This window comes from Kitasatospora sp. NPDC088346, assembly GCF_044740765.1.
In the GTDB taxonomy this organism is placed as follows: domain Bacteria; phylum Actinomycetota; class Actinomycetes; order Streptomycetales; family Streptomycetaceae; genus Kitasatospora.
The window spans coordinates 1-23,767 of the sequence record NZ_JBIURH010000073.1; the positions used below are offsets into that span (position 1 = coordinate 1).

Consider the following 23,767-nt stretch of genomic DNA (forward strand, 5'->3'; position numbering starts at 1 on the left):
GGTGGCGGGCCGGGATCCGTGAGGCCCCGGACCCGGATCGGGCGGCCGGCCTGATGCGCCTCCGGGCCAACTCGCCGGGCGGGCCCCAGAGGTGGGTCAGCAGGGCCGTTCGCCGGGCGGTCTCCTCGAAGAGCAGCCGCGGTTCGATTCCCGGGCGCAGCGCCATCCGGGGGAGCGGGCCCGCCTCGGAGGTCTCCCAACCACCGGGCGGGCTCAGCACCAGGGCGAAGGCTCCGTCGAAGGCGGCGGCGGTGCAGACGGCTTCGATTTCGGCGGCGCCGACCGACCCCTGGGCCACCAGGGCCGCACCGAGGTCACCGGCCCGGGCCGGGGGAGCACCGCTCGCGCGTGCGGCGGACGCGGCCGTCTCGGCGGCCGTCCAGTCCGACTCGCCGACGCGTTGCGACTTCAGCAGCAGGGTCTCGGCGGTCGGGGCTCCGGGGGTCTCGATGGCGGTGACCAGCCCCTGTTCCAGGTGGATCGTGCCGCCCGGTGCGCCGGAGACGGTGATCGAGCCGGTGAAACCCTCCCGGCGCAGCGTGAGCAGCAGCGCGGGCACGTTGCGAGCCGCGGGCGGCGCGGGCGGCGCGGGGTCGCGTGAGGGGTCGCTCATGTCAGCAAGCCCCTCGCCCAGTCGGCGGTCTGGTGGATCGCCAGTGCCAGGTTGGTCCGCCCCCGGTCCAGCACGGTGGCCAGCAGCAGGGGGTCGCCCTGCCGGGACACCACCTGGACGACCACGTGGTGACGGGTGGTGGTGACCACCACGCTCTCCAACTCGCCCTCCGCCCCCGCCTCGTACAGCCGCTCGCCGACCAGGCCGGCCAGCTCGGCGAGTTCGGCCCCGGTCCCGAGCAGCCGGTGGTCCCCGGCGGACTGATAGGTGAGGCCGGTGACGGCGTCGACGAGAGCGGCGCCGACCACTCCGGGGGAGCCGAGCACCTCCGAGAGGGAGGCTTCGAGTGCGCGCACCGGTACCCCTTCGCGTTCTGAACACTTGGCAGCGTACTTTATTCCACCATTTCCGCAGGGTGACCACCACGGGTGAGTTCTTGCTACTTTGTTCCCTCACACGGGAGTTCTGCCCGGATGTCACGCAAAGGACGAACAGCGCATGAACATTGACGATGCACTCAAGGACGCGATGGCCATCGACGGTGCCATCGGCGTGGCCCTGGCCGACTACGAGAGCGGTATGTCACTCGGGTTCCTCGGCGGCGGTCGGCAGCTCGACCTGGAGGTCGCGGCGGCCGCCAACACCGAGGTCGTCCGGGCGAAGGTGCGTGCTCTGGCCGCACTGTCGATCGACGATGCCATCGAGGACGTCCTGATCACCCTCGGCACCCAGTACCACCTGATCCGCCCGCTGGCCCGCAGCCGCGGGTCGCTGTTCCTCTACCTGGCGCTGGACCGCTCGCGCGCCAACCTGGCGCTCGCCCGGCACGGCCTCAAGCGGATCGAGGCCGCGCTCGACGAGGTCTAGCGGTGCCCGGTCCTGCAGCCCCGGCCGGACTCCCGCCGACCGCGCGCCGCGCGGAGAATACGGCTGGAGTGAATGCCGTGGGTGATGAACCGGCTACGGCGATCCGTCCGCGGGAGTTGGCACGCGGATATGCAGGTACGCATCAATCACGGAATTGCGTGACTTTCCGGTGACTGGACGTCACATTCCTCCCCGTGTATTCGGCCGGAACGCAGGCGCGCCGGAACGGCGTGGTCGAAACGCCGCGGGCCCGGTGTGGCCCCGGTGCCGTGGAACCGGCCGGAGCGTGTCGCGCGGCGCGACGGCACGCCGTCACGTCCCACGGCGCGGCGGGGGAGCCCCTGCGACGCCGTAGCCGTCCCGGCCCGGGTTCCTGCGCCGCCCCGATCGCCGCTGAGCGTTCCGGTTGACCGCGCAGGTCGCTCAACCTGCCGGTGTGCGGTTCTTCTTCCCGGCGGAGCAGGGGCAGTCGTTCTCCTCGCTTCGGGATGCCGGGTCACGGGGTACGGGAGAACGGCCGCTGCCCGCGCGTTCGCCCGTCGGGCCGCCCGCAGGTGACGGGTCGGGCATCTGGTCCCGCTGTCGGGCCGGGTTCTACCGGAGTCCGTACGGGCGAGCGGCTGTGCTCTTCGAGCTCACCGAGGTGTTGCCGTGCGAGGAAGGGCCGGTCGGGGCACCGGTGGACCTGTCGCTGACGGCCGGGCACCGGCGCATCTCCTCTCCGACCCTCCTCTCGCGGTCCCATCGGCCGACTGCCCGAGGGTCGGGTCGAGCTCCGCGACGCGGGCAATCCCCGCTACGACAAGGCCGCCGCGACGGCCTGGGGCCGGATCCACCAGCGCCCGCAGGAACGTCGCCCCTGGTTCGACCATGAAGGCGAAATCCGCACTCCCGCGGCACGCCGGCAGACATCCGGATCGAGCACCCGCGCGGCGAACGCGAGCCGAAGCGGCTGCGGCCCCTCGTTTCACCCGCCGACGGCACGTCGGCAGGGGACGGGGGTGGCCGCCCGGCATGGCGCACGGTTCATCGGGGTGGGCGAGCGGAAGTCGTGCCAGAGCTCGGCCGCGGCCGTGGCGCCCGTCTCGACGACCGCGTCGCGGCGCCGCAGGCGGGCGGCCGGAGTCGCGGCGCGGCGTACAGCGGAGGTGGTCGCCTGGGAGGCGGTCGGGGCCCACTCGGTGAAGCTCTGGGTTCCGTGACGTCCGTCGGTGTGCCGGATCCGCAGGGTGACGATCCACGGCGAGCGGCCGTCGGGGCTTGGACGCGGGCTGGGAGTGTCGGGGTGCGGGGCGGTGGGGAGCCGCAGATGGCGCTGTGCGTCCGGAAGGAGCGGACAGGATGAGAGGGACATGGGCGCTCCGCGACGGTGCTGGGGACGGCGACCGGTCGGGCGATCCACCAGAAGTGAACATATATAAACCCGATTGCACAATGACACGCGCTCACCGGCGCGGGAGTCAAGCCTCGTAACGGCGCCGATACCTCGACGTAACCTCCCGCGCGTCCTCCGGCCCATGGATCATGACCGAATGCATCGAGACCGTCACGTAAAGTGGTCATCGAGGGGGAGTGATGCCGGAATTTGTCCAAGTCTGACGAATCTCTTGACATGGCGGGGGTGTGCTTCGAAACTCTCGACCGACCACTTGTTTGCGCCAACATGACGGGACGGCCATGCTGGCGCCGCAGGGGTCGAACGTCCCGGGTCATCCCTCGCCTCAGCGGGCGGCGGATGGCCGGGGGCTGCCAGGAGGCGGACCCGAAGCCAAGCGGTCCGGCGTGCGCGGCACCCCCCACCAGGGCGGTCGCTCTCCCCGGCACCGTGCCGCAAGGCCCTTCCCGCGCAGCCGACTTGAGCAGTGAACCCCACCCCACCCCCACCCCGTGACGTATGCACGGAGCAGCCCCACCTCCTTCCCCGGCCCGGGAGCCGGGGAATCGGGCAGCACTCCCCGAAGCCACCTGGCAGATCCGCCGGCTGCCATGTTCGCGATGCCATGGCGCGGAGCCTGCTCGGTGCATGCACGGAGAACGAAGGTAAGTGAACATGCCGAGACTGAGAACGCTCCTGATCGGCGCCGTGTTGGCGCTGCTCCTTCCGCTCCTGCAGGGAGTTGGCACCGCCGAGGCCGCCACGGCGTCGATCACCAACGGCACACAGTTCGGCGACACCGCCGGCAACCCGGTCCACGCGCACGGCGGCGGTGTCATCAAGGTCGGCAACTACTACTACTGGTTCGGTGAGGACCGGAACGCCGACAACACCTTTCACTACGTCTCGGTCTACCGGTCCACCGACCTGAAGACCTGGGTGTTCCGCAACCACGCGCTGACCCAGGCGGCGGACCCGGAGCTCGGATACGCCGTCATCGAGCGGCCCAAGGTCATGTACAACGCGGCGACGGGCCAGTTCGTCATGTGGATGCACAAGGAGAACGGCTCGGACTACGGTCAGGCCCGCGCGGCGGTCGCCGTCTCCGGGACGGTCGACGGCACCTACAGCTACCGGGGCAGTTTCCGGCCGCTGGGTGAGATGTCCCGTGACATCACGACCTTCGTGGACGACGACGGCACCGGCTACATGATCTCCGCCGCCAACGAGAACCGTGACCTGCACGTGTACAAGCTGACGGCGGACTACACCGGGATCGACTCCCAGGTGCAGAACCTGTGGGCCGGCCAGTCCCGCGAGGCCCCCGCGATGTTCAAGCGCAACGGCGTGTACTTCCTGCTCAGCTCCACCACGAGCGGCTGGAACCCCAACCAGCAGCGGTACGGCACCGCCACCAGCATCACCGGTACCTGGAGCGGCCTGCAGGACGTCGGAGACGGCGTCACCTACGGCAGCCAGACCGCGTACGTCCTGCCCGTGCAGGGCACCAACGGCACCAGCTACCTGTACATGGGGGACCGCTGGGGCAACTCCTTCGGCGGGACGGTCAACGACTCCCAGTACGTCTGGCTGCCCCTGTCCTTCCCCACCGACACCACCATGACCATGGCCGCTTCGCCCCAGATCAACGTGAAAGCCGCAGCAGGTGTCATCACCCCGATGAAGGCCACCTGGGAGAGCCTGACGGGCCGCCAGAGCGGCCGGTGCGCCGACGTGGGGAACTACTCCTTCGCCCCGTCCGCCCAACTCCTCCAGTGGGGCTGCGGCAACGGCGCCAACCAGAACTTCTGGCTCAAGAACCTCGGCACCGGCTACGTGCAGATCATGGCCCGGCACAGCGGCCTGTGCCTGGACGTGAGCGGCGGCTCGACCGCCGACGGCGCGCTCGCCGTGCAGAACGCCTGCGACGGCCGGCCTTCCCAGCAGTGGCAGATCCAGAAGGTCACCGGCACCAGCTACGTCCGACTGATCGCCCGGCACAGCGGCAAGTGCCTGGACGTCACCAACCAGTCCACCGCCGACGGCACGGCCCTGGAGCAGTGGACCTGCGGCACCGGTACCAACCAGCAGTGGCTGCGCACCACCTCCCCGTGACCGTCCGACCCTGATCCGTCCCCGTCGACGCCCCTCCACCCCGGTACGGCGGAGGGGCGTCGTGCCAGCGCCCACACCCAGCCGAGGAGTACCCCGTGTCCTCACACAAGCAGCTGCCCGCCCGTTCCGGCAGGACCCGAGTCGGGGCCGCTGCCGTCGTCATCGCCGCCCTCGCTGCGAGCACCCTGGGTGCCGCGCCCGCCACCGCCGACGAAGCGACCGTGCACGTCACCGTCCGCCTCGATCCCAGCTACCAGCAGCAGCCGTTCCAGGGCTGGGGAACGGCGTTGGCCTGGTTCGCCGATGTCACCGGCGGCTGGCCGGACGCCCAGCGCAACCAACTGGCCGACGATCTCTACGGTGCCGACGGGCTGGGCTTCACCGTCGCCCGGTACAACATCGGCGGCGGCGACAGCCCCGAGACGCAGCCGTACCTGCGCCCGGGCGCCGCGGTCCCGGGGTACTGGAACCGCCCCGCCGTGTACGGCCCGCCGGCCGGCGGGACCGCCGGGTGGACCGAGCCCTCCGACTGGTGGAACCCGGCCGATCCGACGCACTGGAGCGCCGACCCCGATGCCGACCAGATCTGGTGGCTGAAGGCGGCGAAGAGCCGCGGCGCGGACACCTTCGAGGCCTTCTCCAACTCCGCGCCGTACTTCATGACCAACAGCGGCCTGGTCTCCGGTGCGGCCGACAGCCGGCAGGACAACCTCCGCGCCGACCAGTACGACCGGTTCGCCGCGTACCTGGCCGGGGCCGTGCAGCGGGCGCAGGCCTCCAGCGGTGTGACCTTCGACGCCGTCTCCCCGGTGAACGAGCCGGGGACCTCGTACTGGGGCGCTGGCGGCAGGCAGGAGGGCTCGCACTGGGACCCGGCCTCCCAGGCGCACATCATCGCGAGCCTGCGCAGCGCGCTGACCGGAGCCGGGCTCGGCACGCCGGTGTCGGCGATGGACGAGACCAACGCGGACATGTTCCGGGACAACTGGGACTCCTACAGCGCCACGACCCGCGCCGCCGTGGGCAAGCTGAACACCCACACCTACGGCACGGGTGGCCGGACCGGGGTCCGCGACATCGCCAAGGGTTCCGCCAAGCCACTGTGGATGTCCGAGGTCGACCTGGGCGGCACCGTCCCGCAGAGCTTCACCGACATGTCCCCGGCCCTCGACTTCGCCCACCACATCAACGACGACATCAGGGAGCTGGAACCCAGTGCCTGGGTGATGTGGCAGGCCGTCGACGACTACACCAACATGACGCCCGGCCATGAGAACTCCAACTGGGGCCTGATCCAGACGGACCTCGCGTCCACCCAGCCGGCGGTCGAACCGCTGCGCCTGAACAAGAAGTACTGGACCATGGCCAACTACAGCCGGTTCATCCGCCCGGGTGCCCGGGTCATCGGGGGCGACAACACCGACACGCTCGCGGCCCTGCGGCCCGGCGGCACGGGTGTGGTGGCCGTCTACACGAACTCCACCGGCGCGGACCAGACGGTCACTCTCGACCTGGGGGGCTTCCAGAGCGTCGACACCGCCGCCCCCGTGCAGCGCTACACCACCGACGCCGGCAAGAACGTGAAGCGGGACGGCGACCTGTCCGCCACCGCCGCCAAGACGCTCACCGCGACGGTCGGCCCGGGGTCGGTGACCACCTTCGTCATCCCGGGTGCCACGGGCGTCGACAGTTCGGTGTCGACGGACCCGACCGGCCGGGTGCGGCAACTGCTGGGAGAGAACGCCGGGATGGCGCTGTCGGTCGGCGCGACGGCGACCGGCGGCCCCGTCCAGCACCTCTCCAACCCCGCCGACACGGCTCAGCAGTGGAAGTTCACCAAGGTCTCCGGCACCTGGGAGAACACGACCGCGTACCGCATCACCAGCGTCAAGACCGGCAAGGCGCTCAGCGTCAACGCGGGCGTGCTCGGCTTCGCCACGTCCGGCTCGTCCACGCAGCAGCGGTGGATGCTCTCCACGACCGGCGACGGCCGCAGCACGCTGATCAATGTCGCCACGGGTGATCTCCTCGACGTGGCGAACGCGTCCACGGCCGACGGCGCCCCGGTCGGCGTGTACCGGCCGACGACCGGCAGCAACCAGTCCTGGAGCGTGCGCAGCGCCGCGGCCGACACCTGGAAGGCGCTGCGCGTGCGCGGCAGCAACAAGTGCGTCGACATCCAGGGTTCATCCACCGCGGACGGCGCACCCGCGCTTCAGTACACGTGCGTCAGCGCCTCGAACCAGAAGTGGTCCCTGCGGGCCGCCGGCCCCGGCTACGTCAATCTGGTGGGCCTGCAGAGCGGCAAGTGCCTGGACGTCTCCGGCGCCTCCACCGCGGACAACGCCGCCGTCCTGCTCTACGGCTGCAACGGTGGCAGCAACCAGCAGTGGTCGGTGCGCACCACCGCCACCGGCTACGTCACCCTGATGGCCCGGCACAGCGGCAAGTGCCTGGACGTCGCCGGTGCCTCCCTCAACAACAACACCACGCTCGTGCAGTACCCGTGCAGTGGCAGCACCAGTCAGCAGATCAAGGTCGGCTGACGGCCGGCGGCCGGGCCGCGGGCGGCGACGCGGTCCACGGCCCGGCAGCCCGGCGTCGCCGCCCCGGGGCGGCGTCCGCGCCTACGCGGGTGCGTCGCTCGGCGGGCGGCCCGAACTGGAGCGGACGACCAGCTCCGGGGTGACGGAGATCATCCGGGTGGCGGCGGGCGCGTCGGCGGGGCGGTCGATCTGGTCCAGGAGGAGTGCGACGCACTGCCGGCCGACCTCCTCGAAGTCCTGGCGGACCGTGCTCAGCGGCGGGGCGAAGTACGGGGCTTCGGGTACGTCGTCGAAACCCACCACGCTGACGTCCTCGGGCACCCGGCGGCCGGCGTCGCGCAGCGCCAGCATCAGGCCGAGCGCCATCTGGTCGTTGGCGGCGAAGACTGCCGTGACCTCCGGACGGGCGGCGAGCTCCTTGCCGATCCGGTGGCCGGACTCGGCGGTCCAGTCTCCCAGCGCAAGCGGCGGGACGGGCGCGCCGGCGTCCTTCAAGGTGGCGTGCCAGGCGGCGGCACGACGGCGGGCGGCGTAGGAGTCCTGCGGTCCGCCGACGTGCCAGACGGTGTGGTGGCCGAGGTCGAGCAGATGCCGGGTCGCCGCCGCCGCGCCGGCTGCCTGGTCGGTGTCAACCGAGTGGAACCGGCGCTCGGGGTCGCCGTCGGCGACGACCACCGGGACCCCGCCGGAGACGGTGAACCCCCGCCGGTCGAGGATCTGGGCCTCGACGACGACGAGGCCGTCCACGGCTTGTTCGGTCAGCTGGCGAACGGCCTGCTGCACGGCGTCCTCGGTCTGGGCCTCCGCACAGACCACGTTCACCGAGTACCCGGCGGCCTGCGCGGCGTGCGAGATGGCGGCGAGCGTGCGGGCGTTGCCCTGGGCGGCGAGGTCGAAGGTGACCACGCCGAGCACGTGGAAGCGCCCGAGGGTAAGGGCGCGGGCGGCGCTGTTGCGCTGGTAGCCGAGCATCCGCATCGCCGACAGCACACGCTCCCGGGTCTCCGGTTCCACGTTGGAGCGATGGTTGGCGACCCGCGAGACCGTCTGTGAGGAGACACCGGCGAGGGCGGCGACATCGGCCTGGGATGGCGGGCGCTGCCTGCCCCGGGTGCCGTCGCCGGGCGTCGTCGCTCTTCGTCCCATGCCGGTCCTTCCTCGCGTGTCTACGTGAACATCATAGCGGCGGGATGCGGAGGTCCTTGATGGGGGTCGGCACGGCCGCGGCGCCCCGAGCGGGCCGACATCCACCCGTGACCTTCGGCTCCGCCGGAACCGCCCGCGCGGCGTCGTCCGGGCGCGGTCGGACTCCGCGACCGGCGACCTCGGGGCCTGCGGCGGTGGTGGTCGATGTCGGTGGCAGGAGGTCCGCCCGGACCGCTGTCACCGCCGCTGACCAGGGTGAAATCCGTCGGGGTGGGTGCGGATCGACTCCTTCGAGGCGGCCGGCCGCGAGGCGCCGCGGGCCCCCGTGCCGTCGGGAGGCCGGATCACGAAGGTGCATCGCGCTGTTACGGCCACTTGACGGCCCTGTCATCGGCAGTCGAGACTCAACGCCAGCTTCATGTTGGCGTAAACATCGGCCGTGAAGGGCACCTCCGTGAGCACGACGCACCCTCCCGCCCAGTCCACCCCGGTCCGGACGACACGCCGGTCCCGGCCGGCATCGCGCTCCGGTCGTCCCGGTCACGGCGTCTTCGGCCATGTGTTCTTCGCCCCGTTCCTGATCGTCTTCGTGATCGGCATCGCGGCACCTCTCGGCTACGCCACCTATCTGAGCTTCTTCCAGGACCGGCTGGTCGGCGGAAACGTCTTCGTGGGACTCGACAACTACACCCGCGCGCTGGGCGACGAGCTCTTCCGGGCCGGACTCTGGCGGGTCACCCTCTTCCTGCTCGTCCAGGTCCCGGTGATGCTGGCCCTCGCACTGCTGGCAGCCCTGGCCGTCGACAGCGGCCGGCTCCGGTGGCCGGGCCTGTTCCGCATCGGCATCTTCGTCCCGTACGCCGTCCCGGCCGTCGTGGCCTCCCTGATGTGGGGTTACCTGTACGGCGACCGCTTCGGATTGATCCGTCAGGTCGGTGACGCTCTGCACATCGCCGTCCCCCGGCTGCTCGGCGGGTCCTGGATGCTCGCCTCCATCGGCAACGTCGTGACCTGGGAGTACGTGGGCTACAACATGCTCATCCTGTACGCGGCGCTGCGCACCGTTCCGCAGGAGCTGTACGAGGCGGCCGAGGTCGACGGCGCCGGCGAGCTGCGCAAGGCCTGGAGCATCAAGCTCCCCGCCCTGCGGCCCGCGCTGGCGCTGGCCACGGTGTTCTCGATCATCGGCACGTTCCAGCTGTTCAACGAGCCCAACGTGCTGCAGTCGCTGGCCCCCGACGTGATCTCCACCAGCTACACGCCCAACATGTACGCCTTCAATCTGGCCTTCAACGGTCAGCAGTTCAACTATTCGGCAGCCGTCGCGGTGGTCCTGGGCGGAGTGACCGCGGTGGTCGCCTACGCCGTGCAGGCCAGGTCGATGCGGAAGGAACAGAGCCTGTGACTGTCAAAACACCCGTGACCGGTGCAGGACGGGCCCGGCGGCCGAGCTCCGCGCTCACCGTCGCCATGGGGTTCATGCTCCTCTACGCGCTGCTCCCGCTGGTCTGGCTGCTGCTCTCCAGCACCAAGGACTCCAACTCCCTGAGCACCAGCTTCGGGCTGTGGTTCGGGCACGGGTTCCACCTCTTCGACAACGTGTGGAACGTCCTGACCTACGACGACGGCATCTACCTCCGGTGGTTCGCCAACACCCTGCTCTACGCGGTGGTGGGCGCCGGCGGCGCCGCCTTCATCTCCACCGCCGCCGGGTACGCCCTGGCGAAGTACCGGTTCCGGGGCCGTACTCTGCTCGCCGCGGTGGTCCTCGGCGCCGTCGCGATCCCCGGTACCGCCCTGGCCGTACCGACCTACCTGCTGTTCAGCGAGATCGGGATCATCGACACTCCGTGGGCCGTCCTGCTGCCTTCCCTGGTCAGCCCGTTCGGCGTCTACCTGATGCGCGTCTACGCGATCGGCGCCGTCCCGGACTCCATGCTCGAAGCGGCCCGCATCGACGGCTCCGGCGAGATCAGGACCTTCTTCACCATCTCGCTGCGCCTGCTGGCCCCGGGCTTCGTCACGGTGCTGCTGTTCTCGCTGGTCGCCACCTGGAACAACTACTTCCTGCCACTGATCGTGCTGAGCGACCCACGGTGGTTCCCCCTCACCGTCGGGCTCAACCAGTGGAACTCCCTGGCCACCGGCGCGGCGGGCAGCGGAGCCACCACCACCGGCTTCTACCCGCTCGTGGTCACCGGCAGCGTGCTCGCGATCATCCCGCTCGTCGTCGCTTTCCTCTTCCTCCAGCGGTTCTGGCAGTCCGGCCTGGCCGCCGGGAGCGTCAAGGAGTAGCGCTTTCCCACCCCTCACCGTCCGACCCGCCCCACCCACACCAGCAAGGAAGTCACGCCATGACCCGTGCCATCACCTCGCCGCGCCGCAGACTCCTGGCCCTCGTGCCCGCCGCCGCGCTCGCCTTCACGCTGACCGCCTGCGGCTCGGACGCCGCTCCCGTCGTCTCCGCCGACCCGAGTGCCGCGCTGGACACCGAGACCACGCTGACTTTCTGGACCTGGGCCCCCAACATCGACAAGACGGTCGCCCTCTTCGAGAAGAAGTATCCGAAGATCAAGGTGAACATCGTCAACGCCGGTCAGTCGGCGGCCGAGTACACCAAGCTCCAGACCGCGGTGAAGGCCGGCAGCGGTGGCCCGGACGTCGCCCAGGTCGAGTACTTCGCCCTGCCCGAGCTCGCGATGTCCAAGCGGCTGGTCAACCTCAAGGACTACGGCGCGGCCGCCCTGGAGCCCAAGTTCGCAGCATCCGCCTGGTCGCAGGTCGCGGTCGCCGACGGCGTCTACGCCATCCCCCAGGACACCGGCCCGATGGCGATGTTCTACAACAAGAGGATCCTCGACGAGCTGAAGATCGAACCGCCCAAGACCTGGGCCGAGTTCGAGGCCGCGGCCGTCAAGATCAAGGAGTCGGACCCGAAGCGGTTCATCACCTCCGTCGACCCCGGCGACGCGGGCGGCGTGGACAGCCTGATCTGGCAGGCAGGCGGCCGGCCGTTCCAGCAGAAGGACGCCTCCTCCGTCTCGGTGAACCTGCAGGACGCCGGTGCCAAGAAGACCGCCGACCTGTGGACCTCGCTGATCAGCCGCAAGCTCGTCGACACCGCTCCGGGCTGGACCAACGAGTGGTGGCAGTCCATGGGCAGCGGCCAGTACGCCATGTGGATCATCGGGGCCTGGGCCCCCGGCAACCTCGCCTCCACCATCCCGGACACCGCCAAGGACTGGCGTGCCGCGCCCGTCCCCCAGTGGAACGCGGGCGACAACGTCTCCTCGGAGAACGGCGGCTCCTCCGTCGCGGTGCCCACCACCAGCAAGAACAAGGCAGCGGCGGCGGCCTTCGCGATCTGGCTGAACTCCGACCCCGAGGCGGTCCGCTCGCTCTCCGCCAACGGCCTCTTCCCGGCCACCACCGAACTGCTCAACGACCCGGCCTTCCTCGACCAGCCGGTGGAGGGCCTCGGCGGTCAGAAGGCCAACCGGGTCTTCGCCGACTCGTCCGCCGCCGTCGGCAAGGGCTGGCAGTACCTGCCCTACCAGCTCTACTCCAACTCGGTGTTCAAGGACACCGTCGGCCCGAACATCTCGACCGACATCAACGCAGGCCTGAGCGCCTGGCAGCGGCGCATCGCCGACTACGGCAACCAGCAGGGTTTCAAGGTCACCTCGCCCTGACCCGCGCCGGCGCCGGGCGAGACCACACGCGGCGGCACCGGCCGGCGACAGGCCGCGCCGGTGCCCGCGCGGCCGGTCCCGCCGCGTACCCACTTCCCCCAGGAGCCCCGAGTATCATGCCCGTCCTGCAGATCACCGACGAGGGATTCCGCCTCGACGACCGGCCCTTCCGGATCATCTCCGGCGGCCTGCACTACTTCCGCGTCCATCCCGAGCTCTGGGCCGACCGCCTGCGCAAGGCCCGCCTCATGGGCCTCAACACGGTGGAGACGTACGTCCCCTGGAACCTCCACCAGCCGAGCCCCGGTGAGCTCCGCCTCGACGGGGGGCTGGACCTGCCGGCCTTCCTCGACCTGGCCGCCGCGGAAGGGCTCCATGTCCTGCTCCGGCCCGGGCCCTACATCTGTGCGGAGTGGGAGGGCGGCGGACTGCCCTCGTGGCTGCTGGCCGACCCCGGCATCAGGCTGCGCAGCCAGGACCCCCGCTACCTGGCGGCGGCGGACGACTACTTCGAGCGCCTGCTGCCGCCGCTGCGCCGCCATCTGTCGACCAACGGGGGCCCCGTCCTCGCGGTCCAGGTCGAGAACGAGTACGGCGCCTACGGCGACGACACCGCACACCTGGCCCACCTCGCCCGGGTCCTGCGCCGCTGCGGCGTCGACGTCCCGCTGTTCACCTGCGACCAGCCCGGGGACCTGGCGCGCGGATCCCTGCCCGGGTTCCTCGCCACCGCCAACTTCGGCAGCCGCTCCGAGCAGGCCCTCGCGGCCCTGCGCGCGCACCAGGGTGCCGGCCCCCTGATGTGCACCGAGTTCTGGATCGGCTGGTTCGACCGCTGGGGCGGCCACCACGTCGTACGCGACCCCGCCCAGGCCGCGCAGGAACTCGACACCGTGCTCGCCACCGGCGCTTCGGTCAACCTCTACATGTTCCACGGCGGAACCAGCTTCGGCTTCACCAACGGCGCCAACGACAAGCACACCTTCCGGCCCACCATCGGCTCCTACGACTACGACTCGCCGCTCGACGAGGCCGGCGACCCCACCGAGAAGTTCCACTCCTTCCGGCAGGTGATCGCCAAGTACGCCCCCGTCCCCACGGAACCGGTGCCCGCCCCCGGCCCGAAGATCTTCGCCGCGGGCATCCGGCTGGGCTCCAGCGCACCGCTGTTCGCCAACCTGACCGCCCTCGGCGACGTCGTCGTTTCCGAGCGGCCGCTCACCATGGAGCAGCTGGGCCAGGACTTCGGCTTCGTCATCTACGAGAGCACCCTGCCGACGGCCGGCCCCGTCCTGCTGGAGCTCGGGACCGTCCACGACCGCGCCCAGGTCTTCGTGGACGGCCAGCCCGTCGGCGTGCTGGAACGGGAGAACGACGAGCGGGCCATCGCCTTCACCGTTCCGCGGGCGGGCAGTCTGCTGAGCCTGCTGGTCGAGAACCAGGGCCGGGTCAACTACGGCAGCGGGATCCACGACCGCAAGGGGCTGCTGGGCCGGGTCCTGCTGGACGGTACGGAGCTGACCGGCTGGACCAGCCGCCCACTGCCGCTCGGCTCCCTCGACGGGCTCCACTTCGCCGAGGGCGGCCAGGCGACGGTCGGCCCCACCTTCCACCGGGGCACCGTGCACCTCGACGAGGTCGCCGACACCTTCCTCCACCTGCCCGGATGGACCAAGGGCAATGTCTGGGTCAACGGCTTCCACCTCGGTCGCCACTGGTCCCGGGGGCCCCAGCGTTCGCTCTACGTCCCCGGCCCCGTCCTGCGCCAGGGGTCGAACGAGATCACCGTGCTGGAGCTGCACGCCGCCCACCGCGCGCTGACCGTCGAGCTGCGCGGGACGCCCGACCTCGGACCGACAGAGGAGTAGCCGGGGTCGCCGGTCCGGAGGTCGCGGTGACGGAACGTACCCGCAACCTCCGGCCTCGCGGCATCACCGGCGGCCGGCCCTGCCGCAGCGTCGCGATTGCCGTCGGAGACCGGCGCGCCGGACCGTCGTGCCTGGTGACAGCGGTGTCGACCGGGCTTCGGCCGCCGGAGGCACCTCGTCGCGGCGCCCGCGAGCGCGGCATTGGCGGTCCACCCGCCGGAACGCGCCTTGCCTTCGCTCCCGCAAGGCGGGATAAATGAGGGGTATGCGCCAATATTCGGACACTCTCCGGAGTTGGCTGAGCCGCCGTTCCGGCAACGCCGCCACAGCGGACCCGCCCGCTCCCGAAGCCGACGGCCCCCCGCGGCCGGAAGGCCCCGGTGCGGCGTCACCGCCGCGGGCGCCCCACCGAGGAGCCCGGCCCACGCCGCGCAGCTTCGCCCGCGAGGTCTTCTTCCTCCAGCTGATGCTGGTGATCCTGCTCGTCGCCGCCGCGCTGGTGGCCGTCGTCGTCCAGACCCGGCGGGACACCATGGCCGACGCCCGGCACCGCACCCTCGCCGCCGCCGAGTCCTTCGCGCACGCTCCCGGCCTCGTGGACGCCTTGAACGGCCCGGACGCGAGCGCGGTCCTGCAGCCGCTCGCCGAGGAGACCCGCAAGGCCGCCGGCGTCGACGCCCTCATCGTCTACCGCCTCGACGGGATCACCCTCACCCACAGTGACCTCTCCCAGCTCGGCAAGCACGTCATCGGCCCGTACGCCGAGGCGGCCGAGGGCAGGGCCTTCACACGGACCTTCAACGGCGCGCTCGGCCCCTCCGTGATCTCGGCCGCCCCCGTGAAGGACGCCTCGGGACAGGTGGTCGGCATCGTCTCCGCGCCGGTCACGGTGGAGACAGTGCGCATGACGGTCGACCGGCAGCTGCCCGTCTTCCTCGTCAGCGCGGGCACGGCCGTCGCCCTCGCCGGTGTCGGCGCCGCCCTGGTGAGCAGTCGGCTGCGCCGCCAGACCCACGGTCTGGGCCCGGCCGAGATGACCCGGATGTACGAGCACCACGACGCGGTCCTGCACGCGGTGCGCGAGGGTGTGCTCATCATCGGCGACGACGGTCGGCTGCTGCTGGCGAACGACGAGGCCCGGCGGCTGCTCGACCTCCCCCCGGACGGGGAGGGACGCCCCGTCGCGGGCCTCGGCCTCGACCCCCGCACCGCCGAGCTGCTCACCTCGGAGCGGATCGCCACCGATGAGGTCCACCGGTCCGCTGACCGGCTGCTGTCCCTCAACAAGCGGACCACCACGACCCTCGGCCTGCACCGCACGAGTGTGGTGACCCTGCGGGACACCACCGAGCTCCGGGCGCTCTCGGGCCGGGCGGAGGTCGCTCGCGGACGCCTGCAACTGCTCTACGACGCCGGCCTGCGGATCGGCTCCACCCTCGACGTGTCGCGCACGGCCGAGGAACTGGCACACGTGGCCGTCCCCGGGTTCGCGGACGTCGTCACCGTCGAACTGCAGGACCCGGTCCTGCGCGGGGAGGAGCCGAGCGGGGCCAGCGCCGAGTTGCGCCGAACCGCCGTCGCCGGGCTGGCGGAGGACCATCCCCTCTACCCCGTCGGCCGGTTGATCCACTTCGCGCAGGGCACCCCGATGGCGATCAGCGTGGCCGACGGCCGGTCCGTGGTCACCCCGGACCTGGCCGGCTCCAGCGGCTGGCGGAGCCAGGACCCCGCGCGCGCCCGGCAGATCCTCGACTACGGCATCCACTCCCTCGCGGTGGTGCCGCTGCAGGCCCGCGGCGTGGTCCTGGGCCTGGTCAACTTCTGGCGGTCGTGCGGCTCCCGACCGTTTGACCGGGAGGATCTCTCCTTCGCGGAGGAGGTGGCCGGTCGGGCCGCGGTGGCCATCGACAACGCCCGGCGCTACACCCGTGAGCACGCGACCGCGGTGACCCTGCAACGCAGTCTGATGCCCCGAGGCCTGCCCGCCCAGGACTTCCTCGACGTGGCCCACCGCTACCTGCCCGCACAGAGCGGCGTGGGGGGCGACTGGTTCGACGTGATCCCGCTGCCGGGCGCCAGGGTCGCGCTGGTGGTCGGCGACGTCGTCGGACACGGCCTGCACGCCGCCGCCACCATGGGCCGGCTGCGTATCGCCGTCCACAACTTCTCGAGTCTGGACCTCCCTCCGGACGAACTGATCAGCCACCTGGACGAGTTGGTGGCGCACCTCGACGTCCAGGACGAGGACACCGAGGGCGCCGGGGACGGCGCGCGACCCGCGGTCACCGGCGCCACCTGTCTGTACGTCGTCTACGACTCCGTCTCCGGACTTGTCACCGCGGCCACGGCCGGCCATCCACCGCCGGCGCTGGTCCACCCCGACGGGACCGCGACCTTCATCCGCCCGCCGGTCTCCCCGCCGCTGGGCCTGGGCGCCGGCATGCCGGTGGAGACCGCCGAGGCGGTTCTGCCCGAGGGCTCCCGGCTGGTCCTCTACACCGACGGGCTGCTGCAGAACCGCACCCGCGACCTGGACGCGGCCCTGGAATCACTCCGGCGGGCCGTCGGCGGGCCCGACCGCCGGCCGGAGGATGTCTGCGCGGGGGTCCTGGCGGCGCTTACGGACCCCGGACCCACCGACGACGTGGCGCTCCTGGTCGCACGGACCCGGCTGCTCGCACCGGAGCGCGTCGCCGAGTGGGACGTGGAGCCCGACCCGGCCGCGGTCAGCCCGGTCCGCAACGCCTGCGCCCGCAAGCTGGAGGAATGGGGCCTGGACCAGATCTCCTTCGGCACCGAGCTCATCCTCAGCGAACTGATCACCAACGCCGTCCGCTACGGCAAGGTACCGATCCACGTGCGGCTGCTCCTCACCGACACCCTGGTCTGCGAGGTCTCCGACGGGAGCAGCACCGCCCCGCACATCCGCCGTGCCAAGGACACCGACGAAGGGGGCCGCGGTCTCTTCCTGGTGGCCAGGTACGCCGAGCGCTGGGGGACCAGGTACTCCGGCCGGGGCAAGACCATCTGGGCCTCGCAGGCGCTCACCAACAGCGGGACACCGGAGGACGAGGCCCTCGGTGACATGTTCCTCGGCCAGTGGGACGACCTGGAACTCTGAGGATCCGGCCCGCCGGAGCACCCGCGCCGCGCCGGGTACGGTGACCTGCTCCGGCGGGACGAACCAGCAGGGGAAGCGCACCACCGTCTGACACCGGTGGACCGCACGGCCCGGTCGTGGGCGGCCGGGAATCCCACCACGACCGGTCTGGGAGGGGCCGCAGCCGGACTCCGGGGCGAGGCCGGCGGTGACGTCCCCCTGGGTGCCGGGCAGCCGGTCCCCCCGCTGCGGGGACATGCCGTCCGCCTTGCTCGGAGCCGGCGGTCCAAGTCCCGGACCCGGACCGGGTGTTGGTGCCGCGGTGTGTGCCGCGGCCGGTGTCGCCCGATCCCGTGGTCCGGGTGTCAGAGGCTGAAGCCGATGGTGGCCTGGCAGGCGGGATCGGTGGCGCAGGCGGCCGGCTGGAGACCGAGAAGGCCGGGAGCGCCGGCACCACGGCCGGTGAACCGGCCGGAGGCGCGGTTCTTCAGCGCGGTGGCTCCGCCGGGCATGGACGCCGTCTGCCACTCCTGGGCGACGGATCCGTTGCAGAGGCGGACGGCGGGGGTGGAGCCCGCTCCGTCGAGACAACCCTCGTTGGAGGCGCTGACCAGGTAGTAGCTCCCCTCGCTCGTAGCGGGTTTCAGGTACCAGCGTTGAGTGGGCGACGAGGTACAGGGGGCGAGGACCGGTGTGGCGCCGTCGGTCGCCTTGTGGCCGGCGGCATCGGCGCACGTCCCGGACGCCGTGTGGCGCAGGTGTACGTCGAGCTCGCCGGGCGCGTCGTCGGTTTCGTCGGGGGGTGAGTACACGCCTGCGGAGAGTTTCCCGGAGCCGGCGGGTCGCGATGTGGACGGGCCGGCGCCGACAGGTGAGGGCGCGGGCCCCCGGGACGCCGGGTCCTGCGGGGCGGCCGGGCCGGGGGGAGCCGTGAGGGCGGCTGCGTTCGCGGGTTCGGACGGCGCGCCCGCACCCGTGGGGGTGCCGACAGCCACACCGGCGGTTGCGACAGCGGTTGCGACAGCGCCAGAGGTCGGGCCGGCGCCGGTGGTCGGGCCGGCGCCGGCCACCGGAGTGACGGAGGTTTCCCGGGCAGGCGTGCCGGTCGGCGCGTCCCCGGGTGCGGATGGGGCGAGAAGCGTCGCACAGGTCGCCAGCACGGCGGTGAGTCCGATACCGACGGCCACCTTGAGGGCGGGCCCGCCGGTTGCCGCGGCCAGGTGTCCCGACGTGCTCGGAGCGCTGTCGAGAAGCGCGGCCAGGTGCCGGTGGGCGCTGGCCGGGAGGAGGACGGAGAGCGCGGCCGTCCGCAGACGCGCGTTGACCTCCTGCACCTCGCCCAGACCGGCCCGGCACCGCGCGCACTGGTCCAGGTGGCGGGTGAGGATCTTGGGCCGGTGCTGGTCGGGGCGGCGTGCCAGCGCGGTCAGCCTGGAGGCCAGGGCTCGGCACTCGGGGGGCGCCGCCGTGGTGAGGTGGGCGGCCAGGTACGCCTCACGCAGGCCCTCGCGCGCGCGCAGGAGCAGCGAGGAGACCCCGCTCGGGGACAGTCCGAGAATGGCGGCGACGGCCTCCGGCGGACGCTGCTCCACGGTGCAGTGCCACAGGACGGTCTGCCAGCGTTCCGGCAGGGCGAGGTAGGCGCGGGCGGCGAGATCGCGTTCGGCCGCGGCCGTGAGGAAGTCGTCCGGGGAGGGAACATGCTCGTGCGCGTCGGCCCAGGTGCTGAAGTCCGGGGTGAGCTGGGTTCGGCGTTGGTCCGCCGTCCACGCGATGGCGGTGTTGCGGACGACGGTCTGGAGGTACCGGCGCCAACTGTGCATGGGCCCAAGGCCGGTACGGACGGTGGCCAGCGTGGCGGCGAAGGCCTCGCCGGCCAGGTCCTCGGCCGCCTGCGCTGTTGTGGCACAGCTGCGGGCATAGGCGAGGACGGCTGGGTGGTGGCGGCGGTAGAGCTCGGCGACGGCCTCCTGGTCCCCGGCTCGCACCCGTTCGGTGAGGAGCTCGTCGCTGTCGGCGCCCGTGGACACGCTGTCCGGTTCGTCGCCGAGTTTCGGCGGACGCGGGCCCGCCGGGGCCGTGGCGGCGGTGGTCTGACTGGTCCAAGGGCGCGGCATGCGGGTCCTCTGTCGGGGCTGAGCGGGTACCGAGTACGCGGTGGAAGGGAGTTCGACGGCTGTCCCTACCCGTCGCGTGGCCGAGGCGTTGTCCGAGCCCCGGAGATCGGCGTCAGAACTGCGGGGCGGGAGGTGCGGGCCGTCGAATCACCCGCACCCGTCCTCTGCGTCCGCCTCCAGCAGCGCCATGGTCCGTGGTCCGTACTGGCCCGGGGGACCGTCGTTCACGTCGTGCTCGGTCTGGTACTCGACGAGCGCTCTCCTGGCAGCGGCGTCGAAACGGTCGCCGCTGGGGAGGTCACCGCAGAGGACTCGGTTCAGCAGCGCTCTCATCCGTCGGACACCGGGTCCGCGCATACCGATCTGCAGCGTGACCACCGGTGGGCTCGGCGTCCGGGGGGACGCGGATGCGGCGGGCGGGGCGGTCTGGGCGGACGTCGGCGGCGGTGTCACCGCTGCCGGCTTCGGAGCGTCGGTGCCGGTCGGGCTCGGAGACGGCGTTCTGGTGGGCTTCCTCGCAGGCGGGGCCGACCGGGACGGCGATGCGTCGGCGAACTCCGGTGTGGGGGACGGCATGGCCGGGAGCGAGGGCAGCCCGATGCTCTCGACCTGTGGCGACGGCAGCGCCTCCTGCCGGCTGTCGCTCGGCGTGGAGGTCAGCGCGAACGCCAGGCAGGGACCCAGCAGTGCCAGGCTTGCGCCCCCCATCACCACGCCGCGTCCCAGACCCGGCTTCCGCCGGGGATGTGGGAGGTCGGGGCGGGTCGGCCCGGTTCCGGGCCGGACAGTGAACTCGCCGAGGTCCGTGTCCACCGGATTCGTCTGGTCGACGGCGGGCCTGTGCTGCGCCGGAGACCGGCGTGCCGACTCCGGCAGCCGGTGGGTGTGCGCAGGCGGCACAGTCCGGGCGGGGTCTGCGGTCGCCCGAAAGTACGGCCGGACCAGGGACGGTTGCTCGGTCTGTGTAACCGGCCTGTCGGTGATGGGTTCCGGTCCGCACCGGCAGGTGTCGACTGCCGACACGGATCCGCATCCGGGGCAGGGCGGTCCCGGCATTGTCACGGACCTCCGAGTTCTGTGGGTGTGTTGTCGCTGCTGCGGGGACGCCCGTCCGACTGCGGGGCCTGTGTCAGCGGTCGTGGTGCGGAAGGGATGGAGAGCGACAGGCCGAAACGAGGCGGGGAGGCCGGGACCGATCCGGTGACGTGCCCCTCCCCACCGCTGCGACGGCCGCGCCGACTGGCGAGGAGGCGGCGTCGAAGGGAGTCTGACGCGGCAACAGTAGATCATGGGGGTGGAATAAGAGTCAACAAAATTCAATAAATCCAATCGATTTCAAACGAACGGTACCCGGGGTCGGAGGTATCCGCCGGACGGCAGGGCCAACGTGACATCGATCGAGAAGGGGGGAGCGCGCGCCGGGGTCCTGCGGCGGAGTCCGTGACCCACGGCGGCGCCCCGGCCGTCCGCCCCGGCCGGGTCGACCGGGGCGGACGGATCCGTGGAGCGGGTGTCACGCGTGCCGGGCCGACCGGCGGCGCCGGAACACGACGAGCGCACCGGCGCCGGTGCCGATCAGGGCGGCGCCGGCGAGGGCGATCACGGTGCTGTTGTCTCCCCCACCGGTCTGCGCCAGGCCGGTTTCCAAGGTGTCGGCGGTGGTCTTGGCCTTGGTGACGGCCGTCGGGGGAATCGCGGGCGGGACGATGGTCGGAATGTCGATCGGGAAGGAGATCGGCTCGTCGTTGCCACCGCTCGTGCTGGGGGCCGGTGTCGTCGCGGGTGCGGACGCCGGGCCCGTCGTGCTGGGGGACGCTGACGACGGGAGCGCACGGGTCGGGGTGGGGGAGGCGACCGGCGTCCGGCTCGACGGTGCCGCGGCGCCGGCGCTCGGCGGGGTGCTGGGCTTCGCCGACGGCGATGGCGGAGCGCTCGCCGGGGTGCGGGTGGAACCCGGTCCCGGGGTCTGCGCAGCGGTGGCAGTGGTGGGGGTCGAGGTGGCTACGGGCGTCGGGGCCTTGATCGTGAATCCGACGCACCCCACCTCGCAGGCGCAGACGAAACCGCCCTGGTCCACGGGCATGCCGGTCCGGTCGTCGAGCTGGGCCGAGAATGCCACCGGCACGAGTCCCGCCTTCCCCAGCGGAGCCCGCCCGGCGAACGAGATGCGCACCTTCAGCGTGACGCTCTTCCCCTTCCGGATGGCGAGCAGGGCATCGTCGGAGACCTTGCCGTGGTCCGTGCCCCCGAGCAGGATCACCACGCTGTCGTCGGGGCCGTCGCCGCCCGGTGCGACGGAGGCGGGCAGCCAGGTGTTGCGCCCCGGCAGCTGGTAGTCGACCGTCAGGTCCGCTGCCCGCAGGTCGCCCTGCCTGTTCTTGAACTTCAGCAGCGGGAACGCCACGAAGTCGTGGGCCGAGGGATTGCTCACCGTGTAGCTGAACTCGCGGGGGGCAGCCCCCGCGGTGAACGCCCCGGGCACCCCCGTCGCCGCGAGGCCGAGGTGCTGCTGCGTCGAGGTGTCCCACCGGAGGCTGGAGGCCGGCGGCGTGATCGGTTCGGCGGCAGGGGCGACGCCTTCCGCGCCGACGACGAGCGCGGACGAGGCGAGTGCGGCGGTACCGGCAAGGGCGAGGCTGCGACGGACGGACAAGTGGCCACCTTCATCAGGGCGACGCCGTTCGGCGTCGAGGATCCGGCTTCATAGAGATCGGCGGGCCCGCGCGGGCTCGCCTGTATATCGATTCGTTACGTCAGTCGGGGTGCGACGGTCCGTCGGTGCGAGGGCAGCGACTGTCGCCCTCGTCCTGTCCGGATGCCCGGTGCGGCGTCAGCCCTGGGGGAGGTCGGACGGACCCGTCTCCGCGTCCGGAGCCGGTCGCGGTGCCTCGTCGGAACTCTCCGAGGGCGACGGCGGGTGGTTCGTGGCGTGTTCGGGCGACGCGGTCGACGTGGCGGAGCCGGCGCTCATCGGGGGAGTCGGGCCGCTGGCGCCCTGCGGTCGAGCCTTCGTCGTGGTGTGCTCGGCCGGGCCGGGGCCGGGCACGGTCGGGCTGCCCGGTGGCGTGGCGTTCTTCGAGCCCTGCGCCGACGGCGACGAGCCCTGCGCCGACGGCGACACGGGTCGTCCCGAACGGGTCGGCCTGCTGGTCGGCCCGCCGGAGGCGTCGGCCCGCACCGGCGGTGCGGCGGTCGGTGCCGCTGGGCTGCGCGTCGTGGTGCCGATCGTGTACGAGGCCGGCGGCCGGGTCGTCTCGGGCCCGGTGCGACCCAGTCCGACGGCTGCGGTGACACCGGCGAGTGCGGTGGCGGAGGCCGCCAGGGTCCACAGCGCGGCGCGGTGCGGACGCCGCCACCGGCCGACCCGGCGCGGTGCCCCCGAGGGCAGTCCGCGTTCGCCGAGTCCCTCCTCCCGGACCGCGACCACGGGTGCGGCGGTTGCTCGGGCCGTGCCCGGCAGGCTCCCCGCTCCGCCGGAGTCGGAGCAGGAACCGCACCACGGCGGAGACTGTCCGGCCAGGAGCCGGGGCCCGCCGTGCTTCTCGGGGCCGGCGGCCCGACCGAGCAGAGCGGCGGCACGGCGGCACGTTCGACCGGCGGCGGCGACCGTACGGGCGCGCAGGTACCCGTCGAAGTCGCTCTGGCCCCCGCCTGCAGCAGGTGCGTCGGACGGCGGTGCCCAGCCCTGTCCGGCTGCTCTCACCACGGCCCGGAGGATCTCCGCTCGGCACGCCTCGGGCAGTGCCAGCAGGGCGTCCTGGCCGCTGGTGGGCAGGCGGGGCACCGAGGAGGGTTCCGCCGGCCGTGCCCCGCCGATCCGTCCGGTCGGCGCGGGGGTGCCGGGAGGGCGAGCGTCCGCGCCGGAACGCCGAGCTCCCGATCCGTTCCCCGGCAGGGGCCCGGGCCCCGGATCGGACGCTCCGTGCGGCTGACCCGGCTGACCCGGCGGCACGAAGGCGCTCCGGAAGGGCGAGGACTCTCTCATCCGTTTCTCCACTGGCATCTCGACGGCGCGCGAAGCCTCCTCGGGGAGGTCGCGCAGTGGTCGAGAGCCGGGCCACGGGCAGTCATCCCGGTGGTTTACCGGACCGTTACCAGCGGCGCCGGACGGACCGGCTGCTCGTGGCCGCCCAGTTCGCGGGGTGATCCAACGGCACCGACGACAGGGTGCGCTGCCGCCCCTGGACGGCCTTGACGTGTCGGCGGCCGACGGAGGACGGGAACCCGTCGATCGGCGTCAGCTGGGGAGTCCGACGGCGCGTTCGCCGCTGCGGCGTTGCTGGATGACGACGGCGACGACGAGCAGGGTGCCCTGGGCGACGTTCTGC

General features: G+C 72.1%; 15 protein-coding genes and 1 pseudogene. 8 read left to right on the top strand and 8 right to left on the bottom strand.

Annotation, left to right across the window (positions count from 1 at the left end; all coding sequences use genetic code 11):
* Nucleotides 1-613: pseudogene (locus ACIOFR_RS38995) on the bottom strand (hypothetical protein); the annotation flags it as partial.
* Complete coding sequence (locus tag ACIOFR_RS39000) at nt 610-969, bottom strand: hypothetical protein (RefSeq protein WP_401005090.1); 360 nt, start codon at nt 967-969, stop codon at nt 610-612. The gene ACIOFR_RS39000 and the pseudogene ACIOFR_RS38995, both read right to left, overlap by 4 nt.
* 142 nt (nt 970-1,111) lie before the next feature.
* Between ACIOFR_RS39000 and ACIOFR_RS39005 the strand changes: the two genes are divergently transcribed.
* Entirely contained in the window at nt 1,112-1,480 is a 369-nt protein-coding gene (locus ACIOFR_RS39005) for a hypothetical protein (RefSeq protein WP_401005092.1), read from the top strand.
* Between the two features lie 967 nt (nt 1,481-2,447).
* Here ACIOFR_RS39005 and ACIOFR_RS39010 read toward each other — a convergent pair.
* Complete coding sequence (locus ACIOFR_RS39010; RefSeq protein ID WP_401005094.1) at nt 2,448-2,834, bottom strand: hypothetical protein; 387 nt, start codon at nt 2,832-2,834, stop codon at nt 2,448-2,450.
* 696 nt (nt 2,835-3,530) lie between these two features.
* Between ACIOFR_RS39010 and ACIOFR_RS39015 the strand changes: the two genes are divergently transcribed.
* Together ACIOFR_RS39015 and ACIOFR_RS39020 are read left to right on the top strand one after the other, a co-directional pair.
* Nucleotides 3,531-4,970 (top strand): RICIN domain-containing protein, encoded by a 1,440-nt coding sequence (locus ACIOFR_RS39015; protein ID WP_401005096.1) that lies wholly within the window; start codon nt 3,531-3,533, stop codon nt 4,968-4,970.
* A gap of 95 nt (nt 4,971-5,065) precedes the next feature.
* Nucleotides 5,066-7,516, top strand: coding sequence for an RICIN domain-containing protein (locus ACIOFR_RS39020; protein WP_401005098.1), 2,451 nt, complete (start codon nt 5,066-5,068; stop codon nt 7,514-7,516).
* 81 nt (nt 7,517-7,597) lie between these two features.
* Here ACIOFR_RS39020 and ACIOFR_RS39025 read toward each other — a convergent pair whose 3' ends face one another.
* Entirely contained in the window at nt 7,598-8,662 is a 1,065-nt protein-coding gene (locus tag ACIOFR_RS39025; protein WP_401005100.1) for a LacI family DNA-binding transcriptional regulator, read from the bottom strand.
* 454 nt (nt 8,663-9,116) lie between these two features.
* On the opposite strand from ACIOFR_RS39025, the gene ACIOFR_RS39030 reads away from it, so the two are divergent.
* The 5 genes from ACIOFR_RS39030 to ACIOFR_RS39050 all read left to right on the top strand — a co-directional run bounded on the left by ACIOFR_RS39030 (nt 9,117) and on the right by ACIOFR_RS39050 (nt 17,343).
* A complete protein-coding gene (locus tag ACIOFR_RS39030; protein ID WP_401005102.1) occupies nt 9,117-10,067 on the top strand; it encodes a carbohydrate ABC transporter permease in 951 nt (316 codons plus the stop codon).
* Nucleotides 10,064-10,957: a carbohydrate ABC transporter permease gene (locus ACIOFR_RS39035; protein ID WP_401005103.1), complete on the top strand. Its 894-nt coding sequence runs from the start codon at nt 10,064-10,066 to the stop codon at nt 10,955-10,957. The genes ACIOFR_RS39030 and ACIOFR_RS39035 overlap by 4 nt, the downstream gene beginning before the upstream one ends.
* Before the next feature lie 59 nt (nt 10,958-11,016).
* Nucleotides 11,017-12,354, top strand: coding sequence for an ABC transporter substrate-binding protein (locus tag ACIOFR_RS39040; protein ID WP_401005105.1), 1,338 nt, complete (start codon nt 11,017-11,019; stop codon nt 12,352-12,354).
* Nucleotides 12,355-12,470: 116 nt separating this feature from the next.
* Nucleotides 12,471-14,222 carry a beta-galactosidase family protein gene (locus ACIOFR_RS39045; RefSeq protein ID WP_401005107.1) on the top strand — a complete coding sequence of 584 codons (1,752 nt, stop codon included), beginning with the start codon at nt 12,471-12,473 and terminating at the stop codon, nt 14,220-14,222.
* Between the two features lie 466 nt (nt 14,223-14,688).
* Entirely contained in the window at nt 14,689-17,343 is a 2,655-nt protein-coding gene (locus ACIOFR_RS39050; protein WP_401005109.1) for a SpoIIE family protein phosphatase, read from the top strand.
* Between the two features lie 344 nt (nt 17,344-17,687).
* Here the strand turns inward: ACIOFR_RS39050 and ACIOFR_RS39055 are convergent, their stop codons facing one another.
* The 4 genes from ACIOFR_RS39055 to ACIOFR_RS39070 all read right to left on the bottom strand — a co-directional run bounded on the left by ACIOFR_RS39055 (nt 17,688) and on the right by ACIOFR_RS39070 (nt 23,223).
* Nucleotides 17,688-19,439, bottom strand: coding sequence for a sigma-70 family RNA polymerase sigma factor (locus tag ACIOFR_RS39055; protein WP_401005111.1), 1,752 nt, complete (start codon nt 19,437-19,439; stop codon nt 17,688-17,690).
* 147 nt (nt 19,440-19,586) lie between these two features.
* Nucleotides 19,587-19,772, bottom strand: a complete 186-nt coding sequence (locus ACIOFR_RS39060; protein WP_401005112.1) for a hypothetical protein — start codon at nt 19,770-19,772, stop codon at nt 19,587-19,589.
* 1,180 nt (nt 19,773-20,952) lie between these two features.
* Complete coding sequence (locus ACIOFR_RS39065; protein WP_401005114.1) at nt 20,953-22,092, bottom strand: LPXTG cell wall anchor domain-containing protein; 1,140 nt, start codon at nt 22,090-22,092, stop codon at nt 20,953-20,955.
* 177 nt (nt 22,093-22,269) lie between these two features.
* Entirely contained in the window at nt 22,270-23,223 is a 954-nt protein-coding gene (locus ACIOFR_RS39070) for a hypothetical protein (protein WP_401005116.1), read from the bottom strand.
* Nucleotides 23,224-23,767: the final 544 nt, after the last annotated feature.